This is a genomic window from Verrucomicrobiota bacterium JB022 (assembly GCA_030673845.1).
Classification (GTDB): domain Bacteria; phylum Verrucomicrobiota; class Verrucomicrobiia; order Opitutales; family Oceanipulchritudinaceae; genus WOUP01.
Map to the genome: position 1 here is coordinate 48,428 of JAUTCQ010000007.1, position 21,690 is coordinate 70,117.

The 21,690-nt window shown below is 62.0% G+C and carries 18 protein-coding genes; 9 read left to right on the forward strand and 9 right to left on the reverse strand.

The genetic code is table 11. From position 1 onward, the window contains the following. Positions 1-85: 85 nt before the first annotated feature. The 4 genes from Q7P63_04815 to Q7P63_04830 all read left to right on the forward strand — a co-directional run bounded on the left by Q7P63_04815 (position 86) and on the right by Q7P63_04830 (position 7,010). The gene (locus Q7P63_04815) at positions 86-2,140 is read left to right on the forward strand and encodes a DUF6311 domain-containing protein (GenBank protein ID MDP0499404.1); all 2,055 of its coding nucleotides are present in this window, start codon (positions 86-88) and stop codon (positions 2,138-2,140) included. Between the two features lie 233 nt (positions 2,141-2,373). Continuing rightward, on the forward strand, positions 2,374-4,032 hold the full coding sequence (rpsA, locus tag Q7P63_04820; protein ID MDP0499405.1) for a 30S ribosomal protein S1: 1,659 nt from the start codon (positions 2,374-2,376) through the stop codon (positions 4,030-4,032). A 141-nt stretch (positions 4,033-4,173) separates the two neighbouring features. Next, positions 4,174-6,096: a hypothetical protein gene (locus tag Q7P63_04825; GenBank protein ID MDP0499406.1), complete on the forward strand. Its 1,923-nt coding sequence runs from the start codon at positions 4,174-4,176 to the stop codon at positions 6,094-6,096. Positions 6,097-6,134: 38 nt separating this feature from the next. Beyond that, on the forward strand, positions 6,135-7,010 hold the full coding sequence (locus Q7P63_04830; GenBank protein MDP0499407.1) for a 5'-3' exonuclease H3TH domain-containing protein: 876 nt from the start codon (positions 6,135-6,137) through the stop codon (positions 7,008-7,010). A gap of 99 nt (positions 7,011-7,109) precedes the next feature. Here the strand turns inward: Q7P63_04830 and Q7P63_04835 are convergent, their stop codons facing one another. Next, positions 7,110-7,919: a response regulator transcription factor gene (locus tag Q7P63_04835; GenBank protein ID MDP0499408.1), complete on the reverse strand. Its 810-nt coding sequence runs from the start codon at positions 7,917-7,919 to the stop codon at positions 7,110-7,112. A 225-nt stretch (positions 7,920-8,144) separates the two neighbouring features. On the opposite strand from Q7P63_04835, the gene Q7P63_04840 reads away from it, so the two are divergent. The 3 genes from Q7P63_04840 (at position 8,145) to Q7P63_04850 (ending at position 10,227) form a co-directional block, all read left to right on the forward strand. Beyond that, complete coding sequence (locus Q7P63_04840) at positions 8,145-8,408, forward strand: phosphoribosyl-ATP diphosphatase (protein MDP0499409.1); 264 nt, start codon at positions 8,145-8,147, stop codon at positions 8,406-8,408. A gap of 59 nt (positions 8,409-8,467) precedes the next feature. Beyond that, entirely contained in the window at positions 8,468-9,268 is an 801-nt protein-coding gene (locus Q7P63_04845; GenBank protein MDP0499410.1) for an NAD(P)H-binding protein, read from the forward strand. Positions 9,269-9,357: 89 nt separating this feature from the next. Next, positions 9,358-10,227: an RNA polymerase sigma-70 factor gene (locus Q7P63_04850; GenBank protein ID MDP0499411.1), complete on the forward strand. Its 870-nt coding sequence runs from the start codon at positions 9,358-9,360 to the stop codon at positions 10,225-10,227. Here Q7P63_04850 and Q7P63_04855 read toward each other — a convergent pair. Further along, positions 10,195-10,752, reverse strand: coding sequence for a ClbS/DfsB family four-helix bundle protein (locus tag Q7P63_04855; GenBank protein MDP0499412.1), 558 nt, complete (start codon positions 10,750-10,752; stop codon positions 10,195-10,197). The genes Q7P63_04850 and Q7P63_04855 overlap by 33 nt on opposite strands. 100 nt (positions 10,753-10,852) lie before the next feature. On the opposite strand from Q7P63_04855, the gene hisG reads away from it, so the two are divergent. Next, positions 10,853-11,698 carry an ATP phosphoribosyltransferase gene (gene hisG / locus Q7P63_04860; GenBank protein MDP0499413.1) on the forward strand — a complete coding sequence of 282 codons (846 nt, stop codon included), beginning with the start codon at positions 10,853-10,855 and terminating at the stop codon, positions 11,696-11,698. A 161-nt stretch (positions 11,699-11,859) separates the two neighbouring features. Next, positions 11,860-13,446 carry a bifunctional GNAT family N-acetyltransferase/carbon-nitrogen hydrolase family protein gene (locus tag Q7P63_04865; GenBank protein MDP0499414.1) on the forward strand — a complete coding sequence of 529 codons (1,587 nt, stop codon included), beginning with the start codon at positions 11,860-11,862 and terminating at the stop codon, positions 13,444-13,446. A gap of 39 nt (positions 13,447-13,485) precedes the next feature. Here the strand turns inward: Q7P63_04865 and Q7P63_04870 are convergent, their stop codons facing one another. From Q7P63_04870 to glmS, 7 genes are all read right to left on the reverse strand, one after another. Further along, on the reverse strand, positions 13,486-13,887 hold the full coding sequence (locus Q7P63_04870; protein ID MDP0499415.1) for a type II toxin-antitoxin system VapC family toxin: 402 nt from the start codon (positions 13,885-13,887) through the stop codon (positions 13,486-13,488). Further along, on the reverse strand, positions 13,874-14,089 hold the full coding sequence (locus Q7P63_04875; GenBank protein ID MDP0499416.1) for a hypothetical protein: 216 nt from the start codon (positions 14,087-14,089) through the stop codon (positions 13,874-13,876). Before Q7P63_04875 ends, Q7P63_04870 begins: the two co-directional genes overlap by 14 nt. A gap of 125 nt (positions 14,090-14,214) precedes the next feature. Beyond that, positions 14,215-15,231, reverse strand: a complete 1,017-nt coding sequence (locus Q7P63_04880) for a sigma-70 family RNA polymerase sigma factor (protein MDP0499417.1) — start codon at positions 15,229-15,231, stop codon at positions 14,215-14,217. 342 nt (positions 15,232-15,573) lie between these two features. Then, on the reverse strand, positions 15,574-17,079 hold the full coding sequence (gene trpE, locus Q7P63_04885; GenBank protein MDP0499418.1) for an anthranilate synthase component I: 1,506 nt from the start codon (positions 17,077-17,079) through the stop codon (positions 15,574-15,576). 68 nt (positions 17,080-17,147) lie between these two features. Next, the gene (locus Q7P63_04890; protein MDP0499419.1) at positions 17,148-17,951 is read right to left on the reverse strand and encodes an alpha/beta hydrolase; all 804 of its coding nucleotides are present in this window, start codon (positions 17,949-17,951) and stop codon (positions 17,148-17,150) included. A 61-nt stretch (positions 17,952-18,012) separates the two neighbouring features. Continuing rightward, positions 18,013-19,773, reverse strand: a complete 1,761-nt coding sequence (locus tag Q7P63_04895; GenBank protein ID MDP0499420.1) for a hypothetical protein — start codon at positions 19,771-19,773, stop codon at positions 18,013-18,015. Positions 19,774-19,786: 13 nt separating this feature from the next. Continuing rightward, positions 19,787-21,646, reverse strand: coding sequence for a glutamine--fructose-6-phosphate transaminase (isomerizing) (gene glmS, locus Q7P63_04900; protein MDP0499421.1), 1,860 nt, complete (start codon positions 21,644-21,646; stop codon positions 19,787-19,789). Positions 21,647-21,690 lie beyond the last annotated feature (44 nt).

Below are 21,690 nucleotides of genomic sequence, written 5' to 3' on the forward strand. Positions count from 1 at the left end.
CTTCTCTTGGGTCACAGGCGAAATACCCCTTCGCTGGAGGATTTTTCTGATCACTGTCGTCTGCACATTATTCGGAGCTACGACGATGCCGTGGGGCTACCTCACCGGCGATATTGACTTCAATATGGGAGATCGGTTGCAGCATGTGACGGGTCTTTACGCATATGCCCAGGATGACTGGCGTTGGCCGATTATGCATACGGACGATCTGTCCTATCCTGATGAAGTCAGTGCAGTCTATGCGGATGTGATTCCCGCCATGGCGATCTTGTACAAAGCCTTTTACAAGGTCGTGCCAGTCCTCTGGAACCCTTTTGGTTGGTGGATTCTCTTTTGTCTGGTGGCCCAAGGCGTCGTTGCCACCCTGTTAATGGATCGTCTGAACGTAAAGGGGACGTTGGCTGTGCTGTGCATCGCGATCCTGGTCGTGCATTTGCCTGCACAGTTATTTCGTTACGGGCATGCGGCATTATGTGCGCACTTTCTCTTTACGCTGTTCTTCTTGTTGGTAGTCGAGTCCAAACACAGGCATGGTTGGCTTGGGAGTGCGATAGGTGGCGCCTGCATCATTGCGCTTTCCCTTTTCATCCATGGCTACCTGTTTGCCATGATCACTCCCATGGTATTTGCATGGTGGTTCTGGTATTGCCTGCGTGGCAATGCCCCCCTGCTGGCAAAGCTTGCGACGCCTTTGCTCTACGCATGCCTTGCTTATGGGTTGATGGTCGGGATCGGCTATTTTTCCAAGGACAACCTTTTGTCAGGGGCGGGCTGGGGTGACTATGCGATGAATGTCGCCGCGCCCTTCACCCCCCAACGTTCCGGGATCATCCCCGGCTTTGATGGGATTTTTGAGAGTCGCTCCGGCGAGTACGAAGGGCTTAACTACCTCGGTCTCGGTGTGATTTTACTGTTGCTTTATTCCTTTGTCCGCTTCTGGCGTCAGGTGAAAGCCAGCGTCGCCCAATTCTGGCCGGTCGTGTTGATCTTGTTTGGCTTGATGGTGTTTGCGTGGTCCGGGAGAGTTTATTTTCTCAGCCACAATCTCGTTAATTACGAGATGCCAGACCTTACGAATATCTTTGGTACCTTTCGCAGCAGCGGCAGGTTTTTCTGGCCGGTAGGGGTGGCACTTGTTTATTTGCCCTGCCTTCTAGTGTGGAGGCACCATCGCCGCAGTATTGCGACGGGGATATTGTTGACTGCGGCCGTGATCCAGTTGGTGGACACCTGGCCTTGGCGCACTTTTCATCGGGTTCCCACCAAGCCGGAGGGTGTCGTCTTTTATGCTCCTGAGTGGGAGGATGAAATGAAGCATTACGAGCAGGTGTTCTTCTACCCGGGCGTGATGTGCAATGGGACTGAATATATGAGCGCGATGCAGCGCCTGTGGTACTATGCCGCCCGCGCCGGTAATTCTACCAATAGCACTTACCTCGCGCGGGAGTTTCGCACCTGCGACGATTACATGAACGACTTTGGAGTGGAGGATTTTGCAGAGGAAAAGGGCCTCTTCTTTGTCAGCGACGCCATCATTGAAGGTAAGTATCTGTCCATGCGCGTTCCTGCCTCCAAGTCGGTTTGGGAGTATGAGAAAGGCTATATCGTAGCCGATGGCGCGGAAACCTTCGATTCGTTGGTTTCATTGGGGATTGTCCGACGTCTGGATCCCGCGATCTCTTCGGAAGTTGCAACCTATTCTTTCGGGACGGGGGGCGAAGGCGTGTCGTTACTGGGCGAAGGGTTTTCCGGCCCTGAACCTTGGGGGGTGTGGGGAATCGCCCAGGATACGTCTCTTCGCATCCCGCTTGTCGAAGGGGCCACCGAAGTGATGATCGACTTGAAGATCGGAGCCTATTTGCCGGAAGAGAATTCGGAGCGGCAGATCACGCTTTCCGTCGATGGAGTGATGCTCGGGGAATATGCGTTCAACCGACCGACGGCTATCCAGACGATTTCGGTCCGCCTCCCGGAGGCTCAGTTGCGCGACCGGCGGGTGGCAACCTTGCACATCCGGATCAACGAACTGGCGCAGCCCGCCGACTACACCTCGGGCCCGGGCGATACGCGGACGCTTGGAGTCTCGTTTTACGAGATGCAGGTAAAGCAGCGTAAGCCTTCTCCGGACGCGGGGCAGTAGCTGCTGGGCTCAATCCATCCCGGCAGGCGCGGCCCTCATCTTTCTCCTTGCCATCGGGCGGCTTTTGCCTGAGTCTGCCCGACTCTTTGCCTCTGGACTTTTTCCAGGGGCGTTCTTACATCAACCCTCAGCAAGCGTAAACCCTTAACCCGTTGTCCATACAGGGCTTAAGAAGCTTCGGCTTTTGAAGCGAATCCCAGGCAGCGGCTTATAGTTTCACCCTTAACCAGATTATGGCATCCTCCGTAATGGAAGAACTGCTGGCCCAGAGTCAGTTCACGCAACTGACTGAAGGCCAGATCATCAAGGGAACGGTCACCGAAATCCGCGAACACGACGTCGTGCTCGACATCGGCGCCAAGGCGGAAGGCATCGTCCCGGCCCACGAATTCGAAGACGTGGGCGAGCTGCAGATCGGCGAAGAAATCGAGGTATTCCTCGAGCGCCTGGAAGACCGCGACGGTAACCCCGTGGTCAGCTACGACAAGGCGCAGCAAAAGAAGAACTGGGAGAACATCCTCGCCAAGTGCGACGAAGGCAGCGTGATCAGCGGCCGCGTCAAGGGCAAGGTCAAGGGCGGTCTCGTCGTCAATATCGGCGTCGACGCTTTCCTCCCGGCTTCGCAGATCGACATCCAGCCCCCGAAGAACCTCGAACAGTACCTCGGGCAAACTTATGACTTTAAGGTCCTCAAGATCAACACGGAGCGCCGCAATATCGTGGTCAGCCGCCGTGAGCTGATCGAAGAGCAACGCCTCGAAAAGCGCCGCAAGCTCCTGGCCGAAATCAAGCCGGGCGACGTCCGCCCGGGCACGGTCAAGAACATCACCGACTACGGTGCCTTCATCGACCTCGACGGCCTCGACGGCCTCCTGCACATCACCGACATGAGCTGGGGCCGCATCAGCCACCCGAGCGAAATGCTGAAGGTGGGCGAAGAGGTCAAGGTGATGATCATCGAAGTCGACCGCGACCGCGAGCGCGTTTCCCTGGGCCTCAAGCAAACCACGGAAAACCCGTGGGAAGGCATCGAGAACCGCTACCCGGTCAACGCCAAGGTGCGCGGCCGCGTCGTCAACCTCGTCAACTACGGCGCCTTTGTGGAGCTGGAAGAAGGCGTGGAAGGCCTCGTGCACGTCACCGAGATGTCCTGGGTCAAGCGCATCAACAAGCCCAGCGAGCTCCTCAAGGTGGGCGACGAGATCGAAGCGGTGGTGCTCGGCATCAACAAGGAAGAGCAGAAGATCTCCCTCTCCCTCCGCCAGCTCGAGCCCAACCCGTGGGATATGGTCCGCCACAACTACCCGGTGGGCGCCCGCGTCCGCGGCAAGGTGCGCAACCTCACCTCCTACGGCGCGTTCGTGGAGCTGGAAGAAGGCATCGACGGTATGGTCCACGTGTCCGACATGAGCTGGACGCGCAAGATCAACCACCCCAGCGAAATGGTGAAGAAGGGCGACGAGATCGACGCGATCGTGCTCGACGTCGACGCCCAGAACCAGCGCATCAGCCTCGGCATGAAGCAACTGGCCACCGACCCGTGGGACGAGATCGACACCTACTTCAAGATCGGCGACCTCGTGAAGGGCACCGTCTCCAAGATCACCTCCTACGGCGCCTTCGTGGAGCTGAAGGAAGGTATCGACGGCCTGGTGCACATCAGCCAGATCAGCGAAGACCGCGTCGAAAAGGTGAAGGACTACCTCAAGGTGGCCGACCAGATCGAAGCGCGCGTGATCAAGATCGACCGCGACGAGCGCCGTATCGGCCTCTCGATCAAGGCAGCCGGCTACGACGAAGCGCAAGTGCGCGCCGAGAGCCAGGCCTTCTCCTCGATCTCCGGCGACGAGCTCACCAGCCTCGGCGACATCCTCGACGAAGCCACCCGCTAGTCGGCTCCTCCCGAGTCTGCCAAGCGACCCTTTCAGCCTCCGATGCCTCGCGCGTCGGAGGCTTTTTTGTGCTCAAGCGCGTGTGTGCACCACGGGCAAAAGGGGTTGCTCTGGGGCGGCGCGCAGCCATAACTCCACCAGATGGCGGCGAATGACGAGCGTGTGAAGCGATGGCCGTGGCGGGAAGTGCTGCTGACGGCGTTGGTGGCCGCAGTGGGGCTGCTGGTCGGCCTGGGACGCACCTGGCCGCTGAACGGGCCCATCCTCGCTACAGGGGACGGCGGCACGTGGGAGCACTACCGCTGGCTCTTCGCACAACTGCTCGACTGGTGGCCTTTTCCACACCTTGAGTATGGCGGCGATCTCGCCTTCTACCCCTACGGCACTTCGCAAGTTTTCACTTCGTGGACGTTTGAGCAGCTTTACCTGACGACGGCGCTGGAGCGGTTATTCGGCCCCGGCCCATGGATCGACGTGTATTACATCGGCTCGCAACTGGCGACTGCACTCGGGCTCTACTGGATCCTGCGAAGAGTCTACGGGCGCGGTTGGGGGGCCTTGGCCGCGTGTGTGGTGGCGGGGGCGAATTTTTACCTGCTGGCGAAATTCCCCGGGCACTTCAACCTGTCTCACGCGCACTGGGCCTACTTCACGGTGGCGAGCCTGCATCTCTTGATGCACCGGCTGGTGGCCTTCGAGCGGCTTTCGTTGGGGCTGGTGCTGTGGATGGTCCTGTGCGGGATTTGCTGCCTGGGCATGGAGCTCGGGTATGTCGCCGGCTTTGCCTACACCTTTACCTTGTGCCACATCGCGGTGTTCCTCGTCTGGTGGCTCTGCCATCTGCGGCCGGTCAACACCTACCTCTGGACACAACTGAAGGGCTGGCAGGCAGAGCTGAAGAGCTGGCGGGTGTGGGCGCTGGGGGCGGCGATCCTGCTGGCGGCCTATCTTTACCTGCCGCAGATCTACTGGCTGTGGCGTGAGTTGGCTCAGTTCCCGTCAGCGGAAATGCCGCACGGGCTCAGCTTTACGCACCCGATGCGGATGCTGTTGCCCATCGTGCCCGATTTTACGCCCGAGATGGCGATGAACACCTCGTTTTTTCAGGATCGAATGGAGACGCCGTTTGCCTGGCAGCCGGGGCTCTCGCTTTTTGTACTGGGCATGGTCGGCTTCTTCCTCGCCGCCGACCGCAGGCGCAGTGTGTGGATCGGGTTGCCGCTGCTGTGTTGCCTGTTGATCTACGCACTGCTCCAGTCGAGCTTCCACCCGTTCAATTGGCTGCCATGGATGGAGCACATGCGCATGGCGGCCCGTTTCAGCCTGATGCTGCCGCTGTTGTTTGTGCTGGCGTGGCTGCCGCAGGCGGCGCGGATCTGGCGGACCCGTTCTGGGCAAGTCTTCTACGGGCTGCTCGGCTTGTTGTTCCTGTTGGAGCTGAGCACTGCCTGGCGCTTCCTCTGGGGGACGCGCTACGTTGAGCAGCCACCGACCCCGGAGTTTGTGCACCTGATGGAGACGATTCGGGAGAGCCCGGGCGAAGCGGTGCTCTACTGGCCTTTTTGCGTGGCGGGCGGCAACGGCGTCGGCACGGGGGAGTTCGGGCCCTATTACCACCCGCAGGCGGGGATGGAGAGCACCCAAGTGTTTCATGAAAAAAAGATGATGAGCCGCTATTTCGGCCGCATCCATTGGGACCAGTTGGAGCCGCTTTACCGGGCGGGTTGGGACCGCATGTTCATGCCCGACAGCGAGGAGCTGTTCACCGCGCAAGGGCAGGGCCGTGACTTCGATGCCGCGCAATGGGCGTTCATGACGGATTTCCTGCGGCTCAACGATTTCTGCGGCGTGCTCGTCTTTGCCAGCATGCTCCCGCCGGAGACGGTCGAAGGCTTCCGCGCCCGGATGGGCGAGCCGGTGGCCGAGGCCGTCGTCTATGGCGAGCATGCGTTGTTTTTCCGCAAGCCCGAAGCGTGGCAGGCCGGGGAAGACCCCGTAGCGGGCCGGGCGCTGAGCCTCGACGATTACGAGCAGGCGGAGGAATCTGCGCCGCGCGATTTTTAAGGTGCGTGCGTGCGGCCGAGCGCTTTTAATCCCCTCCCATGAAATTTGCGCTCATCGACGGCTACAACCTCGCCTTTCGTGCCTTCTACGGCTTGCCGGAACTGACCCGGGCCGACGGCTTTCCGACGGGGGCCCTGCATGGCTGGGTGCGCACGCTCTGGTGGGTCGATGACAATGTGGGGGCCGACCGCCTCGTCGTGTTCTTCGACTTGGGTGAGCCGACCCGCCACACCACGCTGCAGGCCGATTACAAGGCGCAGCGCACCGAGACGCCTGCCCCGTTGAAGCAGCAGATCCCTTACATCAAGCAGTGGACGCGCGGCATGGGCTACCTCGGGGTAGAGAAGGACGGCGTGGAGGCCGACGACCTGATCGCCAGCTACTGCAAGCACCTGACTGCCGAGGGCCACGAAGTCGTAATCGTGAGCGCCGACAAGGACCTGACGCAGCTCGTCAACAACGAGGTGATGCAGTGGATGCCGCCGCCCACCGCCAACCCCCGTCTCGGCTGGCGCCAGATGGATGAGGCGGCCGTCGAGGCCAAGTTTGGCGTGCCGCCCAAGATGATCCCGGACTACCTGGCGCTGGTCGGCGACACCTCCGACAACATCCCGGGCATCGCCGGCGTGGGGCCCAAGACCGCCGCCAAGTGGCTGCTGCAATACAAGTCCGTCGAGGGCGTGATCCAGCATTGCGGCGAGCTGAACCCCAAGCGCTTCCAGGGGCTCGTGCACGCCGGGCAAAACGACCTGCGCCGCAACCTGCAGATGACCACGCTCGACTGCACTCAGCCGATCGAGCCGCTGGGCGAAGGCCACCCGGATGCCGACCTCGTGATCAACCTCCTGACCGAGATGGGGATGACGCGCAGCGCCGACGAAGCGGTCAAACGCTTTGCGAAGCGCCAAGGCTAAGCGATCGCACTGCGGTAAGGTGATGCACGCCTCTGGTTTGCTGGATGCCCCAGCTCCCCGGAGGGTGTGCCACGGCGGAAATGTCCGCTCGAGGCTTCCCTAGTGCTTCGGCTCGTGGGTGCCCATGGGGGCAGCCTTGTCGTCACGCGAGGCGGTTGCCTTGCCGTCCAGCTCCAGCTCTTCAATCGGCTTGTTGTAGATGTAGCCGACGCCGTGGATGGTCTTGAACGCTTCGAGGTCGAGGCCGTGGGCGGCGAAATTGTTGCGGATCTTGACGATGTACTGGTCGAGGCTGCGGCTGCGCACGTCGGCATGGATGCCCCATACGCTGTGGATCAGGCTCCGGCGGGTGATGACCGCGTTCGGGTTCTGATGCAGGTAGGTGATGATGCCGAGCTCCTTGCGGCCGATCTTCTCGATTGCATCGTCGGGGAAGCTGATCTCCATGCGCGCCGGGTTGACGGTGGAGCCGCAGAAGCCGAAGGGCTGTTGCGAGATCGTGGCGTTGCGGGTGACGTGGTGGTCGTAGGCCGTTTCCGCCCGGCGCAGCACCGCGTGGATGCGTGCGATCAGCTCCGGGAAGCTGAAGGGCTTGGTGATGTAGTCGTCGGCGCCGATTTCGAGGCCCTTCACCTTGTAGATCTCGCTGTCGTCGGCCGTCAGAAAGATGATCGGCACGGTGATGTTCTGCTGGCGCAGCTCTTCGACGAGGGTGAAGCCACTCTGGTCGGGCAGGCGCACATCGAGCAGCAGGAGATTGGCGAAGTTGTTTTGCAGGAAGCGCAGGACGCCATTTGCCCGGTGGTATACTTGGGTGATCATGTCGGCAGCCTCCAGCTGCTCCGAGATCATCTGGGCGATTTGCTTGTCGTCCTCGACTACGAGGATCAATGGCTTGGATTTAGCCATAAGTAAGCGGTAAGTAGGGTGGAAACGGGAACAAGTTCGGGGTAGGCCGATGCTTGAACAATGGTAATAATCAGCGAGGTAGCGTAGCGTAGCCTAAGATTTTACATGTGTAAAATAAATTTTCCACGTATTGCAACCGTTAGTCTTGAGGGGATGTCTTTGGTCGCTTTCCAGGGGTAGAATATGGGCTTTACCCTTGCCGGCTAAAACGCCACGCTGCGCGGGATGAAGACCTTTGAAGAACTCTTTGCCGAGCTGAAGGCCAAGGCGGAACGCAACGACCCCAATTCCGGGACCGTGAAGGAACTGCAGAAGGGCAGCCACTTCATCGGCAAGAAGATCCTCGAAGAAGCGGGCGAGGTGTGGATGGCTTCTCAGCACGAGGGCCGCGAGCGCACGGCGGAGGAGATCAGCCAGTTGTTTTACCACGCCCAGGTGATGATGATCGCCCAAGGGCTGGAGCTGGAAGACGTCTACCGCCACCTGTAGGCCGCGAAAAAAATCGGCCTCGTGTCACAGGGGCCGTGGTTGCTTCGTCTGGATTGGTGATGAACACCCACACCCATTCCAAGCAACTTACGCCCGGCGCCAAAGTCCTCGTGGTCGGCGGCACCGGCCTCATTGGCGCCAAGCTGGTCGCCAGCCTGCGCCAGAGCGGTTACGACGCCGTGGCCGCTTCGCCTTCGCGGGGCGTCAACGCGGTGACGGGCGAGGGCCTCGCCGAAGCCATCCGGGGCACGCAAGTCGTCGTGGATGTCTCCAATGCGCCTTCGTTCGAGGACCAGGCGGTCTTCGACTTTTTCTCGGGTTCGACCCGGAACCTCGTGGCGGCGGCCCGCGATGCCGGGGTGCAGCATTACATCGCCCTGTCGATCGTCGGGACCGACCGGCTGCTCGCCAGTGGCTACTTCCGCGCCAAGCTCGAGCAGGAGCGCCAGATCGCAGCCAGCGGCATCCCCTACACGATTGTGCGGGCGACGCAGTTCTTCGAGTTTGTGGACTCCATCGCCTATGTCGCCACCCAAGGGCAAGTGGTGCGGGCTTCGAGCGTGCAGATGCAGCCCATTCTCGCCGACGATGTGGTGGCGCTGCTGGTGGAAGATGCGGCTTCCGCCCCGCAGAACCGCATCGTCGACATCGCCGGCCCGGAGGTGATTCGGCAGGACGCCTTCCTCGGCCAGTTCCTCACCGCAACCGAAGACGCGCGCCGACTGGTGGTGGACCCGGACGCGGGCTACTTCGGCATCCCGGTAGAAGACGACAGCCTGGTGCCGCTCGGTGAAGCGCGACTGGGGCAGGCCCGCTTCGGCGACTGGCTGGCGGCGCGCACGCAAAAGGTGACCGCGTAAAAGCGTCTGCCCATGCGCGTTTCCGCGTCCCCCAAGCTTGGCGTGGCGATCCTCTGCCGCTACGCTGCCACCCTCACCACCGCCGCCTCGTGATAGAAGCCTTCGATACCCACCGCTCGCTCATGTTCGGGATCGCCTACCGGATGCTCGGGCGCGTTTCCGAAGCCGAAGACGTCTTGCAGGAAGTCTGGCTGCGCTGGCAAAAGCAGGACCCCGCGCAAGTGCGTTCGGCCAAGGCTTGGCTGGTCTCGGCCACCACCCGCCGCTGCATCGACCAGCTCCGCTCGGCGCGGCGAGAGCGCGAGCAATACTACGGCGTGTGGCTGCCCGAGCCGCTGATGCCGCGCGATGATGCCGACGGGGGGCAAGCGGCGGAATTGGCCGACTCGCTCACCGTCGCCTTCATGATGCTGCTGGAATCGCTGGGGCCGGAGGCGCGGGCCGTCTTCCTCCTGCGCGAGGTCTTCGGCTACGACTATCCCGAGGTGGCGGGCATCGTGGGCAAGAGCGAAGCGGCGTGTCGGCAGAGCGTGCGCCGGGCCAAGGCCCAGCTCCAAGGGCGTCCGCAGACCGTCTCGGAGCCGACCGAGCTGGCGCGGCGGCTGGTTGAGGAATTTCTGGCCGCCGTCAACACGGGTGAAGTAGAGCCGGTGCTCTCGCTCCTGAGCGAAGACAGCCATCTCTACAGCGATGGGGGAGGGCGCGTAAAGGCCGCCGGGCTGCCAATCCTGGGGGCCGACCGCGTCAGCCGCTTCATGCTGGGCGTGTGGCCGCGCTTTGGGGCGCTGTTGGAGCGCCGTCGGGTCGACATCAATGGCGCGCCGGGCCTGTTGATGAGCCTCGATGGTCAGGTGCACTACGCCATTTCGTTTGAGGTCGCCCGCGGACGGATCCAGAACATCTACATCAGCTGCAACCCTGAGAAACTACGGCACTTGGCGCGGCAGGAGGCAGGCTGAGATGCTCCTCTCGTAGTCTGGGGTGGGTCGTTTCTTCCACTTTCGCAGCCGGGCCCGAGCGTTCTGGTAAGGTGAAGATGTGTTGAGCTGGATCATGCGACCGAGTGTCCATTGGCGGTACCACGCTTCGCCATATAGCTCCTGATTGCTGAGCTGGTTTACCTCGTCGAGGATCTGCCGCTGGGTCGTCCGCAGTCGCTCGATCCGTTGACCGTAGGGCACGGAAGCATAGTCCCGGTAAAACTTCTGTGCGAGACGGCCCAGTTCATTCCACTGGTATCCGGTTTCAGGGAGATCTGGGGGCTGCCCCGCTTTCGTTTGCGCGAGCCATTTCAGCACCAGCTCATGCCACCCCAGCAGGTAGGCTACGAGATCTGCCGGGCTCATGCGGGTATCCTTGGCGTGCCCTTCCATCGAGCGCACCAGCGCCTCGGGCTCGGCTAGCGCGTCCAGCTCCGGCAGCAGCCGGTTGAAATGCGTCTGGATCGCCACGACTAGTTCCTCCTTTTTGGCAGGGATGGCCATCAAGAAGTCCTTAGCCTTGGCTTTGAGAGGAGTCGAGCAGGCAACTTGGGCAAGCGCGGCTTGACCCTGCTGGTGCAATGAGGTACGCAGGCTAATCGATATGTACAAGATCGCTGTACCCAACAAGGGTGCCCTTTCCGAGGGTGCCGTCGAGATCCTCAACGACGCCGGTTACCGCTGCAGGCGGTATGGCCGGGAGCTGGTGGTGCGCGACGCGGAACACGAAGTGGAATTCATCTTCCTCCGCCCGCGTGACATCGCCGTATATGTGGGCTCGGGCATCATCCATGCAGGTATCACGGGGCGCGATCTGGCGATGGACAGCCGGGCCGAAGTCGTCGAAAAGATGAGCCTCAACTTTGGCCGCTCCCGCTTCTGCTACGCCGTGCCGGCGGAAAAGGACCTCACGCCCGAGCAGTTCGGCGGCCTGCGCGTCGCCACCAGCTACCCCGCCGTGGTCGAAGACGACCTGAAGAAGCGCGGCGTGGAAGCCGAGATCGTCCGCCTCGACGGCGCGGTGGAAATCTCCATCCAGCTGGGCGTGGCCGATGTGATTGCCGACGTGGTCGAGAGCGGTCGCACGCTCTACGAAGCCGGTCTCAAGATCGTGGGCGAGCCCATCATGCACAGCGAGGCCGTCGTCATCGCCCAACAGGGCGCGGAAGAAGAGCCGGAGCTGAAGTCGCTGTTGCAGCGCGTCAGCGGCATTCTCGTGGCCCGCAGCTACGTGCTGATGACCTACCTCGTGCCCCGCGACAACCTCGAAGCCGCCTGCAAGGTGACGCCGGGCGTCAAGTCGCCCACCATCGCCCCCGTCAGCGAAGACGGGTGGGTGAGCGTCTCCGCCATGGTCAAGAGCAAGGGCATCAACCGCATCATCGACGAGCTCGAAGCGCTCAACGCCAAGGGCGTCATCGCCAGCGCCATCAAGACCTGCCGCCTCTAGGGGCAGCGGGCGAGACTGTTTCTTGCGCCAACGAAGGGGAACCGTTGCCCCTTCGTTTTTTTTGGCCGATGGCAGAGATGGACGTCGCTTTTGGCAGGCAGTGCTTCACTCCTAAATGATTCTCCCCTTGCTCGTTGCACAAGCCGTGCTACTTTGCGGGGATGGATGAAGTGAGTATCAGCGTCCGGCCTCTGACCCTCGACGATTACGACGACCTGCGCGAAGCGATGGTGCTCGCCTATACAGGCGTGCTGGAGCCGGCCTGGACCAAGCGCGAATACCAGCGCCTGCTCAAGGTCTTCCCCGAAGGCCAGATCGCAGTGGTGGTGAACGACAAGGTGGTGGGCGGTGCGCTCGCCATCATCATCGACTACGCCAAGTTTGGCGACCGCCACACCTACGAGCAGATCACCAACCAGAACAAGTTCGACACGCACGACGAAGATGGCGACGTGCTCTACGGGCTCGATATTTTCGTGCACCCCGAGCACCGGGGCCTGCGCCTGGGCCGCCGCCTCTACGACGCCCGCAAGGAGCTGTGCGAAAACCTGAACCTGCGCGCCATCGTGGCCGGCGGGCGCATTCCCGCCTACCGCGACTATGCCGACGACCTCACGCCGCGCCAATACATCGAGCGCGTGCGGCTGAAGGAGATCTACGACCCGATCCTCACCTTCCAGTATTCCAACGGCTTCCACGTCAAAAAGATCCTGCGCGGCTACCTGCCCGAAGACCAGGCCAGCAAGACCTACGCGACCCTCCTCCAGTGGGACAACATCTACTACGAGGAAAAGCCCAGCCTCTACGCCTCCACCAAGACGGAGGTGCGCATCGGCATCGTGCAATGGGGCATGCGCCCAGCCGCCACCCTGCAAACCCTGCTCAACCAGGCCGAATATTTTATCGACACCGTCAGCGACTACGAGAGCGACTTCGTGATGTTCCCGGAGTTCTTCAACGCGCCGCTGATGAAGGAGTTCAACGAGCTGAACCAGGCCGAGGCCATGCGCCAGCTAGCCCAGTACACCGGGCCCATCTCCGAGCAGATGCGCCAGTTCGCCGTCAGCTACAACGTCAACATCATCGCCGGCTCCATGCCTTACGTGGACCCCGATGATGGCCACCTTTACAACGTCTCCATCTTCTGCCGCCGCGACGGCTCGTGGGACATGGTGCGCAAGATCCACATCACCCCCAACGAGCGCGACAGCTACGGCATGGTGGGCGGCAACGAAGTGGTGGCGCTCGACAGCGACTGCGGCAAGATCGGCATCCTCATCTGCTACGATTCGGAATTCCCCGAGCTGCCCCGCCTCCTGCGTGAGCAAGGCATGCGCATCCTCTTCGTGCCCTACATGACGGATCTGCAGACGGGCTACCACCGCGTGCGCTACTGCACCCACGCCCGCGCGATCGAAAACGAGATCTACGTGGCCATTGCCGGCAGCGTGGGCAACCTGCCCCGCGTCGACAACATGGACATCCAGTACTCGCAATCGGCCGTCTTCAGCCCCTGCGACTTCGGCTTCCCCACCAGCGGCATCGTCGCCGAGGCGACCCCCAACACCGAAATGGTGCTCATCGCCGACGTGAACATGGATTTGCTGACAGAGCTGCACCAAAAAGGCTCCGTCACCAACATCAAGGACCGCCGCACCGACCTCTACTCCCTCAAGCTCCGCGCCCGCGGCAAAAAAGAGCAGGAGCCCATCCCGGCCGAGCAACGGACTTCGCAGCAGCAGGGCTGAGACAGGGTAGAAGAGGTATTGTGAGCCGCAGGTTGGGTCTCAAGAGCCAACGACTTCCAGCCCCTGAAAAAGCTGGAAATGTCGATCATGCGTCATCAGCGGCAACCCCAATTCCTTGGCGGTTGCCGCGATCCAGATATCGTTTTCGGGTACAGGTGTCCCTGCTTGGGATAAGCCGAGCCTCAAACCAGCGTAAATCCTCGCTGTCTCCTGAGAAGGGGTGACGCAGGTCACCACCGACATAAACTCCTCCAGCTCCGCCAGCCGCGCCGCTTGGCGTTGTGCCTTCAAGGCACCGAAATAAAGTTCGCCATAGGCGGCAAGTGGCATGAAGAGCTGAGAAGCACGTAGGAGCGTAGCCTTCACCGTCTCATTGCGGCGAAAGTGAGCAACTACCACGCATGAATCCAGCACCAGAGAGTGCGAACTACCAGCCATCATGGTCGATTTGGCTGCATTCGTCGATGGCGGCAAGCCACTCCTTAGCCTCTTCGGCGCTCAAGCAGCCGGAGGTCCTTTCGAGCACCGACTGCTTTTTAACGGTAGCGGCACCTTTCAAGGCGTGGATAAACTGAGCGGCCTCTTGCTGCTGCGCAGGAGGCAGTGCCTTGAGTTCTTCGATTACAACCTGAAGCGTGCTCATCAGAGGATATTATTGTGGAGAGAGCTCGCGGAAGCAAGCCGCAGATCACGCATCCCGAGGAGATGAAAAAAAGCCCGAAGGCGCAGACCTTCGGGCGTCAGATCCAATTTGACTAAGAGGAAAGGCTAGTTGGCCATCTTGGGCTCGACGTTGCGGGAGTAGAACTCCTGCAGCACTTCCATGCGCTGCTGCTCGCGGCGCTCTTCCTCGATTTCGTCGGTCGAGCGTTGGCGCTCCTTGGCGACGAGGATCTTGCGCATACGGGTCAGCGCGATGTTCTGGAGCTGGCGGACGCGTTCGCGGGTGATGCCGAACAGTTCGCCGACTTCTTCGAGCGTCTTGGGCTTTTCGCCACCAAGGCCGAAGCGCAGGCGGATGATCTCGGCCTCACGCGGGTCGATCTGGGCGAGCATGCGGTTCAGCTCGTTGATCAGCGTCTTGTTTTCGAGGTCGTCGAGCGGGTTGATGCTCGATTCGTCGCCGATCAGCTCACCAAACTCGGTACCATCTTCGTCGCCGACGGGGGCGTCGAGGCTGGTCGGGCGCACGGAGACGCTCTTGAGGTGCGCCACCTTGTTGACGGGCATCTCGAGCTCGGCGGCAATCTCCTCATCGGAGGGTGCACGACCGAGGGCCTCTTCCAGCTCCATCGTTACGCGGCGCATCCGGGCGATCTTGTCGACCAAGTGGACGGGCAGGCGGATGGTCTTGGACTGGTTGGCGAGCGCACGCTTGATGGATTGCTTGATCCACCAGGCGGCGTAGGTGGAGAGCTTGCCGCCCTTGTTGGGGTCGAAGCGCTCGACTGCCTTCACCAGGCCGATGTTGCCTTCGCTGATCAAGTCGAGCAGCGGGAGGCCGAAATTCGAATAATCGTGGGCGATCTTCACGACCAGGCGCAGGTTGGCCTTGATCATCTTCTCGCGGGCACGGGGATCACCTTGTTGGATCAAGGCTGCCAGTTCCACCTCCTCGGAGGGTTTGAGGAGAGGGGTCTTGCCGATTTCCTGAAGGTAAAGCTTGATGGCGCTGCGCTCTGAAGGGGGCAAGTCGCGGACGTCTTCCGCCTGATCAGAGTTGGAGCGATTTTCCGCATCTTCGACCCGGAAACGATTGGGAGCCTTGAACTGAAGTGCTTGCATGGCGAATAGGTGTTCGGGTGAACCGATTTGACGACGACTACTCCTTTACCACTTTTGATGCCGATTCTGAAAAACCGCTCAAAATTTAGAACGATTCCAGATTAAAACGGTAGTTTATCTCGAAGCCAAGCTACCGCCAAATCAACGGGCAAGATGCACGTCCAGCGGTCTGATTCAGCCACGAGCGGTTAGTACCGTCTTTTCAGCAACAGCAGCATACTGCTTTGCCGGCAGGGGCGCAATCTCAACTTCAGCCTAAGCACGTTGGGGTGGCATTTTCCCTAAAGCGAATAAAGAACGACACTTATGAGAGTCGTCGTTCCCGAATTTATTCCGCTAGAATTAGCTTTGGGCCGGATTCAGATTTTCCGCCAGAGCGACGGCTTTCAGCAGTCCGCTCGCCTTGTTGACCGTCTCGAAATATTCACTTTCTGCGACGGAATCGGCGACAATGCCCGCTCCGGATTGCAAAATGAGACGTTCACCCATCTTGAGGGCAGTGCGTATTGCAATGCAGCTGTCGAGGTTGCCATCGTAGCTGAAGTAGCACACTGCTCCGGCATAAGGCCCGCGCTGCTCCTTCTCCTGCTCGGCAATGATCTGCATCGCTCGGATCTTCGGCGCGCCGCTCACCGTCCCGGCCGGGAAGGTGGCGCGCATCAGATCGTAGGCATCCTTTTCCTTCGCAAGCTGGCCTTCGACGTGACTCACAATGTGCATCACGTGCGAGTAACGTTCAATGGTCTGATATTCTGGCACATCCACTGTGCCATATTCGCACACTCTGCCCAGGTCGTTGCGCGCGAGGTCGACGAGCATGAGGTGTTCGGCCAGTTCCTTTTCGTCACCGAGCAGATCGACTTCATAGGCGAGGTCGTCTTCTTGCGTTTTGCCACGTGGGCGGGTCCCGGCGATGGGGCGCATCTCCGCCTTGCCGTCGGTCAGGCGCACGTGCACCTCCGGGGAAGCGCCGATGAGCTGAAACTCGCCCGGGTCGTAGAGGAACATGTAGGGCGAGGGGTTGACCACGCGCAAGGCCCGGTAGAGGTCGAGCGCGCTCGACTTGAATTCCTTCTCGAAGCGCTGGCTGAGCACCACCTGGATGATGTCGCCCGAGCGTACGTATTCCTTGCCGCGCTCGACCATCGCCTCGAATTCCGCCTGCTGGAAGTTACCGGCGGGCACCTGGATCTCGCCCGTTCCGGCGACCGGCACCGTGCGGACCGCCCGGCCTTCCTCCAGCGTGCGGGCGAGCTTGGTCAGCGTTTCGCAGGCTTTGGCGTAGGCCGTCTCGGCGTCGGTGCCTTCGAGGTGGGCGTTGACGAGCAGGCGCAGCGTCTGCCGCGCACGGTCGAAAATCACCAGCGTATCGCAAATGACAAAGTGTGCGACGGGCAAACCATGCACATCGCGCTCGGCCAACGGCACGGTCGGCTCGACGGCGTGGATGTATTCGTAGCCGAGCATACCGACGGCACCGCCGACGAAGCGGGGCATATCGGGCAGCTTCACCGGGCGGTAGCGCTGCATCTCGCGCTGGATCACGTCGAGCGGATCCTTCGGCGTGGCAAAACGCTCCACCTCGCCCGAGCGGTCGGTAATGGTCGTTTCGCCGCCCAGGCGCGCCTCGATCGTGCGGCGCGGGTGCGTGCCGATAAACGAGTAGCGGTTCAGGTTTGCGCCGCCTTCGATCGATTCGAGCAAAAAGGCCGCGCCGCCCCACGACCGCAGCTTGGTGTAGACCGAGACGGGGGTCTCGAAGTCAGCCATCAAGTCGGTATAAACCGGGATGAGGTTACCCTGCGCGGAAAGCGCTTTGAACTCATCGAGGGTCGGGGCAATGTGCATCCCACTAGCTTTGGCGTGCCACGCGCGGTTTGGCAAGAACGGGAAGTGCCCGAGGGCTAAGGCAGACCCTACGTGCGGAAGAAGTCGAGCGCCTCCGCCACCACCACCTCCGGCGCGTCTTCCTGCACCAGATGCCCGGCAAACGGCACACTTCGGAGTTCACAGTGCGGCAGCATGGCCGCCAGCTCTGCGCCGCGTTTCGCGGGGATCCACTCGTCCTCATCGCCCCACAAGAGGCGCACCGGGCAATCGACCTGCCCCAGCCCGTCGCGAATCTCGTCGGTATAGCGTTGGTCCATCACGGCGATCTGCCGGTAAAAGGCCGCCTGGTTTTCCGGGCCCAGCCATGGGCGCAAGTAGCCCTCCCAATCCACCTCCGGCAAGTCGCCCGACATGGCGGAGGAGATATAAGCGCGGAGCAGGGCCTTGTGCATGTAGGCCGGCATCCCGGCAAAAGCTGGCTCGTGTTGCCTTACGTGCTGGACGAAGGGAGAGCCCCAGGGGCTGAGTGCCACCGGATCGATTAACATCAGTTGACGGTAGCGCAGGCCCGAGACCACCCAGCCGCGCAAGGCTGTGCAGCCGCCAAAATCGTGCGCGAGCACCCGCGGGGCATCGAGCTGCCAATGGCGCAGCAGCTCGGCCAAGACCTCGTTCTGCTTGTCGAGGGTGGGGGCGACAGACGGGGCTTTCTCGGAGCTGCCATAGCCAAGCAAGTCCCACTCAAAGACGGTGTAGTGGCGCGCCAGCACCGGCACGATCCGGCGCCACACGTAGTGGGAAAAGGGCGTGCCGTGGATCAACACCAAGGGCTCGCCCGCCCCGGATTTCCACCACGCGATGCGACCATAGCGACTCTGGAACGCTTCCATATGTAATACCGAATCGAAGCCGCGGCCTGGTTCAACCGGTAGGGGTGGTTTTTATACCAAATTATCCGCCCAAGTAGATCACCCGCAGCCAGAGGCCGAGCGTGCGGGTATCGGGCGAATCGGAAACGGCGGACGGGCTTTGCGCGCCGGGCACGTGCAGTTCCAGTGTCAGGTCGCCCATGGTCTGCCATTGCTCGGGTGAGAGGGTCAGCTCGTAAACGCCGTTGTCGGGGTGGGCCCACTCGGCCACGGCCTGCCCGTGCAGCAGCACGACGACCTTTTTTTCGCCCCCGAAGGTGCCGGCGGTGAAGCGGATCCGTAGGGGCTGGCCCCGGGGCAAGGCGCGCAGCAGTTCGTGGCGCAGGGTGAGACGGTTGGGCGCGGCGGACGACCACCGGAAGTCGCCGTCGGGCGAATGCTCCAGGCCGTGCCAGCCTGCGCCGAAGCTCAGGCCCGGGTGCGTCACCGGCAGCGGCTCGCCGGGTTGGGCCGGCACGATGTCGCGGCGGTCGAGGGCCTGCCGTTGCCGCTCCAGCCGCTCGGGCGTGGCGAGGAACTGTGCGAAGCGCCAGTCCCAGAGGATTTCGCGACGCTCGTTGAGGTTTTGCACGCCGTTCCAAGCGAGCGTCGAAGGGTTATACAGCCCCTGCACGGCATTGACCCACACCGAAAAGGCACCCGTCACGAGCAAGGCCACGCCACCCACGGCGCGGCGCACCGCCACGGCATCCGTGCGCCAGGCGGCGAGCGCGAGCGGCCCCAGCAAGGCCCAGCCGGGCAGGCAATCGGCCAGCAGGCGCGGCCCGAATGACCAGCCACCCTCCCAGTATTCCCAGGAGGCGATCAGCACGAGGTAGGCTGGGATCACCACTGCCGGGATCAGCAGCTTGCGCTTGTCGGGCAAGCGGCGTGCGTAAACCACAGCCAGCACCAGCACGACCAGCAGCACGGGCGAAAAAACGAACAGGCCGCGCGAGGGGCTGAAGAGCACCCCGTAGGCAAGGATCTGCACGAAGTGCCACGACAGCTCGAACGAGGTGCCGGAGTAATAATGGGTGCCCGGCAGCTCGTGATACAGCGGGTAAAACACCGCCAGATAGGCGAGCAGCGGCGGCAACGAGCCCAGTACCGCCCACGGCAGGCGACGGCGGTCGCAGAGCAGCAGGTAGCCCAGCACGGCGGCGATGATGAAGGCCCCATGCGGGCGGGCGATGAAGACCAGAAAGAGGCAGAAGCCGCCCAGCACCGCCCATACGCGACGCTCCGCAAAGCGAGGATCGAGCAACAGCCAGAGGGCGGCGAGCGACCACAGCAGCAGACCCGTTTGCCCCCAGAGCACTGTGCCGGCGGTCGAAGCGAGCGAGGTGCCCAGCGTAAACGCGACCGCCCAGGCCAGCGCGACGCTGCGTGGCAGCCAAATGCGCGAGAGCGCGTAAACAAGTAGAAAGGCCGCGCCCAGCGTCAGTGCGGCCAGCCCTTGGTGCCACGCCCGCGCGTCCGCAATCTCAAACATGTCGTAGCCCAGTTGGCGCGCCAGCCAGATAGCCGGGACCGCCACGAGGCTGTTGCCGAGGGGGTAGGCGTAGAGGACCTCGCCCTCCGGCGTCTCGAAAAACTGATAGCGGTAGCCCCAGGTGCGGTAGTCTTCGCCGCGCTCGGCCTTGTAACCGCTGAGGCTCACCGTGCCGTGGTCGACGACCGACTGGCTGACGAGCAGGGTGCCGCGCGCGTCGGTGAAAAGCTGGTTGGGCGCCCGCCAGGCGATGACGGTCACGACGACCGCCAGCAGCCACGGCAGGATCCTGAGCAGGCGCGTACCCATGCCGAACCTGCTCCTATTCAACGGTCACGCTTTTGGCGAGATTGCGCGGCTTGTCCACCGGCAGGCCGCGTGCGAGTGCCACGTAGTAGGCAAAGAGCTGCACCGGGATGGTGAAGAGCACGGGGTTGAGGATCTCGTGGCCGCCCTCTGGCAGGCGCACGATGTCATCGGCCGCGTTGTCGGGCACGTCATTCTCGTTGGCGTTGGTGATGAGGATCACCGGGCCCTTGCGCGCGCGCACCTCCTGCACGTTGCTCAGCATCTTGGGCAGGCTTTCGCCGCGCGGCACGAGGAAGATACTGGGGCAGCGCTCGTTGATCAGCGCGATGGGTCCGTGCTTCATCTCCGCCGCCTGATAGCCCTCGGCGTGGATGTACGTGATCTCCTTGAGCTTCAACGCGCCTTCGAGGGCAATCGGGTACATGTCCTGCCGCCCCAGGAAGAGCATGTCTTCAAAGTGCGCGTATTTGTTGGCCAGTTTCTGGACCTGATCGGCCAGATTGAGCACCTGGGCGACATGGCCCGGCAGGCGTCGCAGGTTGTCGACCATCGCCCGGCCTTCGGCGTAGCTCAGGTCGCGCATCCGGCCCAGGTAGAGGGCTACCATCGCGGTCAGCACGAGCTGGGAGGTAAAGGACTTCGTCGCCGCGACGCTGATTTCCGGGCCGCAGTGCTGGTAAATGCCACCGTCGTTTTCGCGGGCGATGGTGGAGCCGACCGTATTGGTGATGGCCAGCGTGCGGTAGCCCTTGCGCATGGCCTCGCGCATCGCCTCCAGGCTGTCGAGGGTTTCGCCGCTCTGGCTGATCACGAAGACGAGCGTATTCTTGTCGAGCGGGGCGTTGCGGTAGCGGAACTCGGACGAGTATTCCACCTCCACCGGCAGGCGGGCGTAGCGTTCGACCATGTATTCGGCCACCATGCAGGCGAGGTAGGCCGTGCCCTGGCCCAGGAATACCACGCGGTCGATCTGGCGCAGCTCGCGCGGTTCCACGTTGAGGCCCCCAAACTTGGCGGTCGAGCCATCGTCGGAGAAGCGGCCCCGCATGGCGTTTTCCAAAGCCTTGGGCTGCTCGAAAATCTCCTTCTCCATGTAGTGGGCGAAGCTGCCGAGGTCGGCCTCTTCGATATTCCACTCCACCTGGCGCACGATCGGGTCGACGCTCTCGTCGAGCACCGTGGTGATCGAGTAATCCTGCGGGCTCAGCGTCACCACCTGACCATCGTCCATGTAGACGACGCGGCGGGTGTAGTTGAGGAATGCGGCCACGTCGCTGGCGATCATGTTCTCGCCCTGGCCGATGCCCACACAGAGCGGCGAGCCCTTGCGCGCCCCGACGATCTCGCCCGGGCGCTCGATGCAGACGACGGCCAGCCCGTAGGTGCCCTCCACGTGCAGCAGGCTCTTGCGCACGCTCTCGGTAAAGCGGTTCTTCGTCTCCTGCTCGGGCTCCTTGGCGTAGTGGTAGGCGATGAGGTTGGCCAGCGCCTCCGAGTCGGTCTCGCTGACAAAGCTGTAGCCCTGGCCTTCGAGGAAGCGGCGGATCGACTGGTAGTTCTCGATCACCCCGTTGTGCACGATGGCAAACTTGCCGTCGCTGCTGCGGTGCGGGTGGGCGTTGCAATCCGTCACCGCGCCGTGGGTGGCCCAACGCGTGTGGCTGATCCCCGTCTCGGCGGCATGGGGGTGCTGGCGCATCAGCGCACCCACCTTGTCCGGAGACCCCGTTTTCTTGAGGATCTGCAGATCGGCCGCGCCGTTGAGCAGGGCGACACCCGCGCTGTCATAGCCGCGATATTCGAGGCGCTTCAGCCCTTCGAGCAGGATGGGGCCCGCCTGTTGATGGCCCACGTAGCCGACGATTCCACACATATTAAGTTTGCATCCAATGTGAGCCGTGGATTTTGATCAAGCCT

What these genes read in the sequence shown, in the direction of transcription:
- Q7P63_04845 (MDP0499410.1), top strand. Translation starts at nt 8,468, where the DNA reads ATGAACACCCACACCCATTCCAAGCAACTTACGCCCGGCGCCAAAGTC.
- glmS (MDP0499421.1), bottom strand. Translation starts at nt 21,646, where the DNA reads ATGTGTGGAATCGTCGGCTACGTGGGCCATCAACAGGCGGGCCCCATC.
- trpE (MDP0499418.1), bottom strand. Translation starts at nt 17,079, where the DNA reads ATGCACATTGCCCCGACCCTCGATGAGTTCAAAGCGCTTTCCGCGCAG.
- rpsA (MDP0499405.1), top strand. Translation starts at nt 2,374, where the DNA reads ATGGCATCCTCCGTAATGGAAGAACTGCTGGCCCAGAGTCAGTTCACG.
- Q7P63_04840 (MDP0499409.1), top strand. Translation starts at nt 8,145, where the DNA reads ATGAAGACCTTTGAAGAACTCTTTGCCGAGCTGAAGGCCAAGGCGGAA.
- Q7P63_04875 (MDP0499416.1), bottom strand. Translation starts at nt 14,089, where the DNA reads ATGAGCACGCTTCAGGTTGTAATCGAAGAACTCAAGGCACTGCCTCCT.
- Q7P63_04865 (MDP0499414.1), top strand. Translation starts at nt 11,860, where the DNA reads ATGGATGAAGTGAGTATCAGCGTCCGGCCTCTGACCCTCGACGATTAC.
- Q7P63_04830 (MDP0499407.1), top strand. Translation starts at nt 6,135, where the DNA reads ATGAAATTTGCGCTCATCGACGGCTACAACCTCGCCTTTCGTGCCTTC.
- hisG (MDP0499413.1), top strand. Translation starts at nt 10,853, where the DNA reads ATGTACAAGATCGCTGTACCCAACAAGGGTGCCCTTTCCGAGGGTGCC.
- Q7P63_04895 (MDP0499420.1), bottom strand. Translation starts at nt 19,773, where the DNA reads ATGGGTACGCGCCTGCTCAGGATCCTGCCGTGGCTGCTGGCGGTCGTC.
- Q7P63_04835 (MDP0499408.1), bottom strand. Translation starts at nt 7,919, where the DNA reads ATGGCTAAATCCAAGCCATTGATCCTCGTAGTCGAGGACGACAAGCAA.
- Q7P63_04890 (MDP0499419.1), bottom strand. Translation starts at nt 17,951, where the DNA reads ATGGAAGCGTTCCAGAGTCGCTATGGTCGCATCGCGTGGTGGAAATCC.
- Q7P63_04855 (MDP0499412.1), bottom strand. Translation starts at nt 10,752, where the DNA reads ATGGCCATCCCTGCCAAAAAGGAGGAACTAGTCGTGGCGATCCAGACG.
- Q7P63_04825 (MDP0499406.1), top strand. Translation starts at nt 4,174, where the DNA reads ATGGCGGCGAATGACGAGCGTGTGAAGCGATGGCCGTGGCGGGAAGTG.
- Q7P63_04870 (MDP0499415.1), bottom strand. Translation starts at nt 13,887, where the DNA reads ATGATGGCTGGTAGTTCGCACTCTCTGGTGCTGGATTCATGCGTGGTA.
- Q7P63_04880 (MDP0499417.1), bottom strand. Translation starts at nt 15,231, where the DNA reads ATGCAAGCACTTCAGTTCAAGGCTCCCAATCGTTTCCGGGTCGAAGAT.
- Q7P63_04815 (MDP0499404.1), top strand. Translation starts at nt 86, where the DNA reads ATGCCGTGGGGCTACCTCACCGGCGATATTGACTTCAATATGGGAGAT.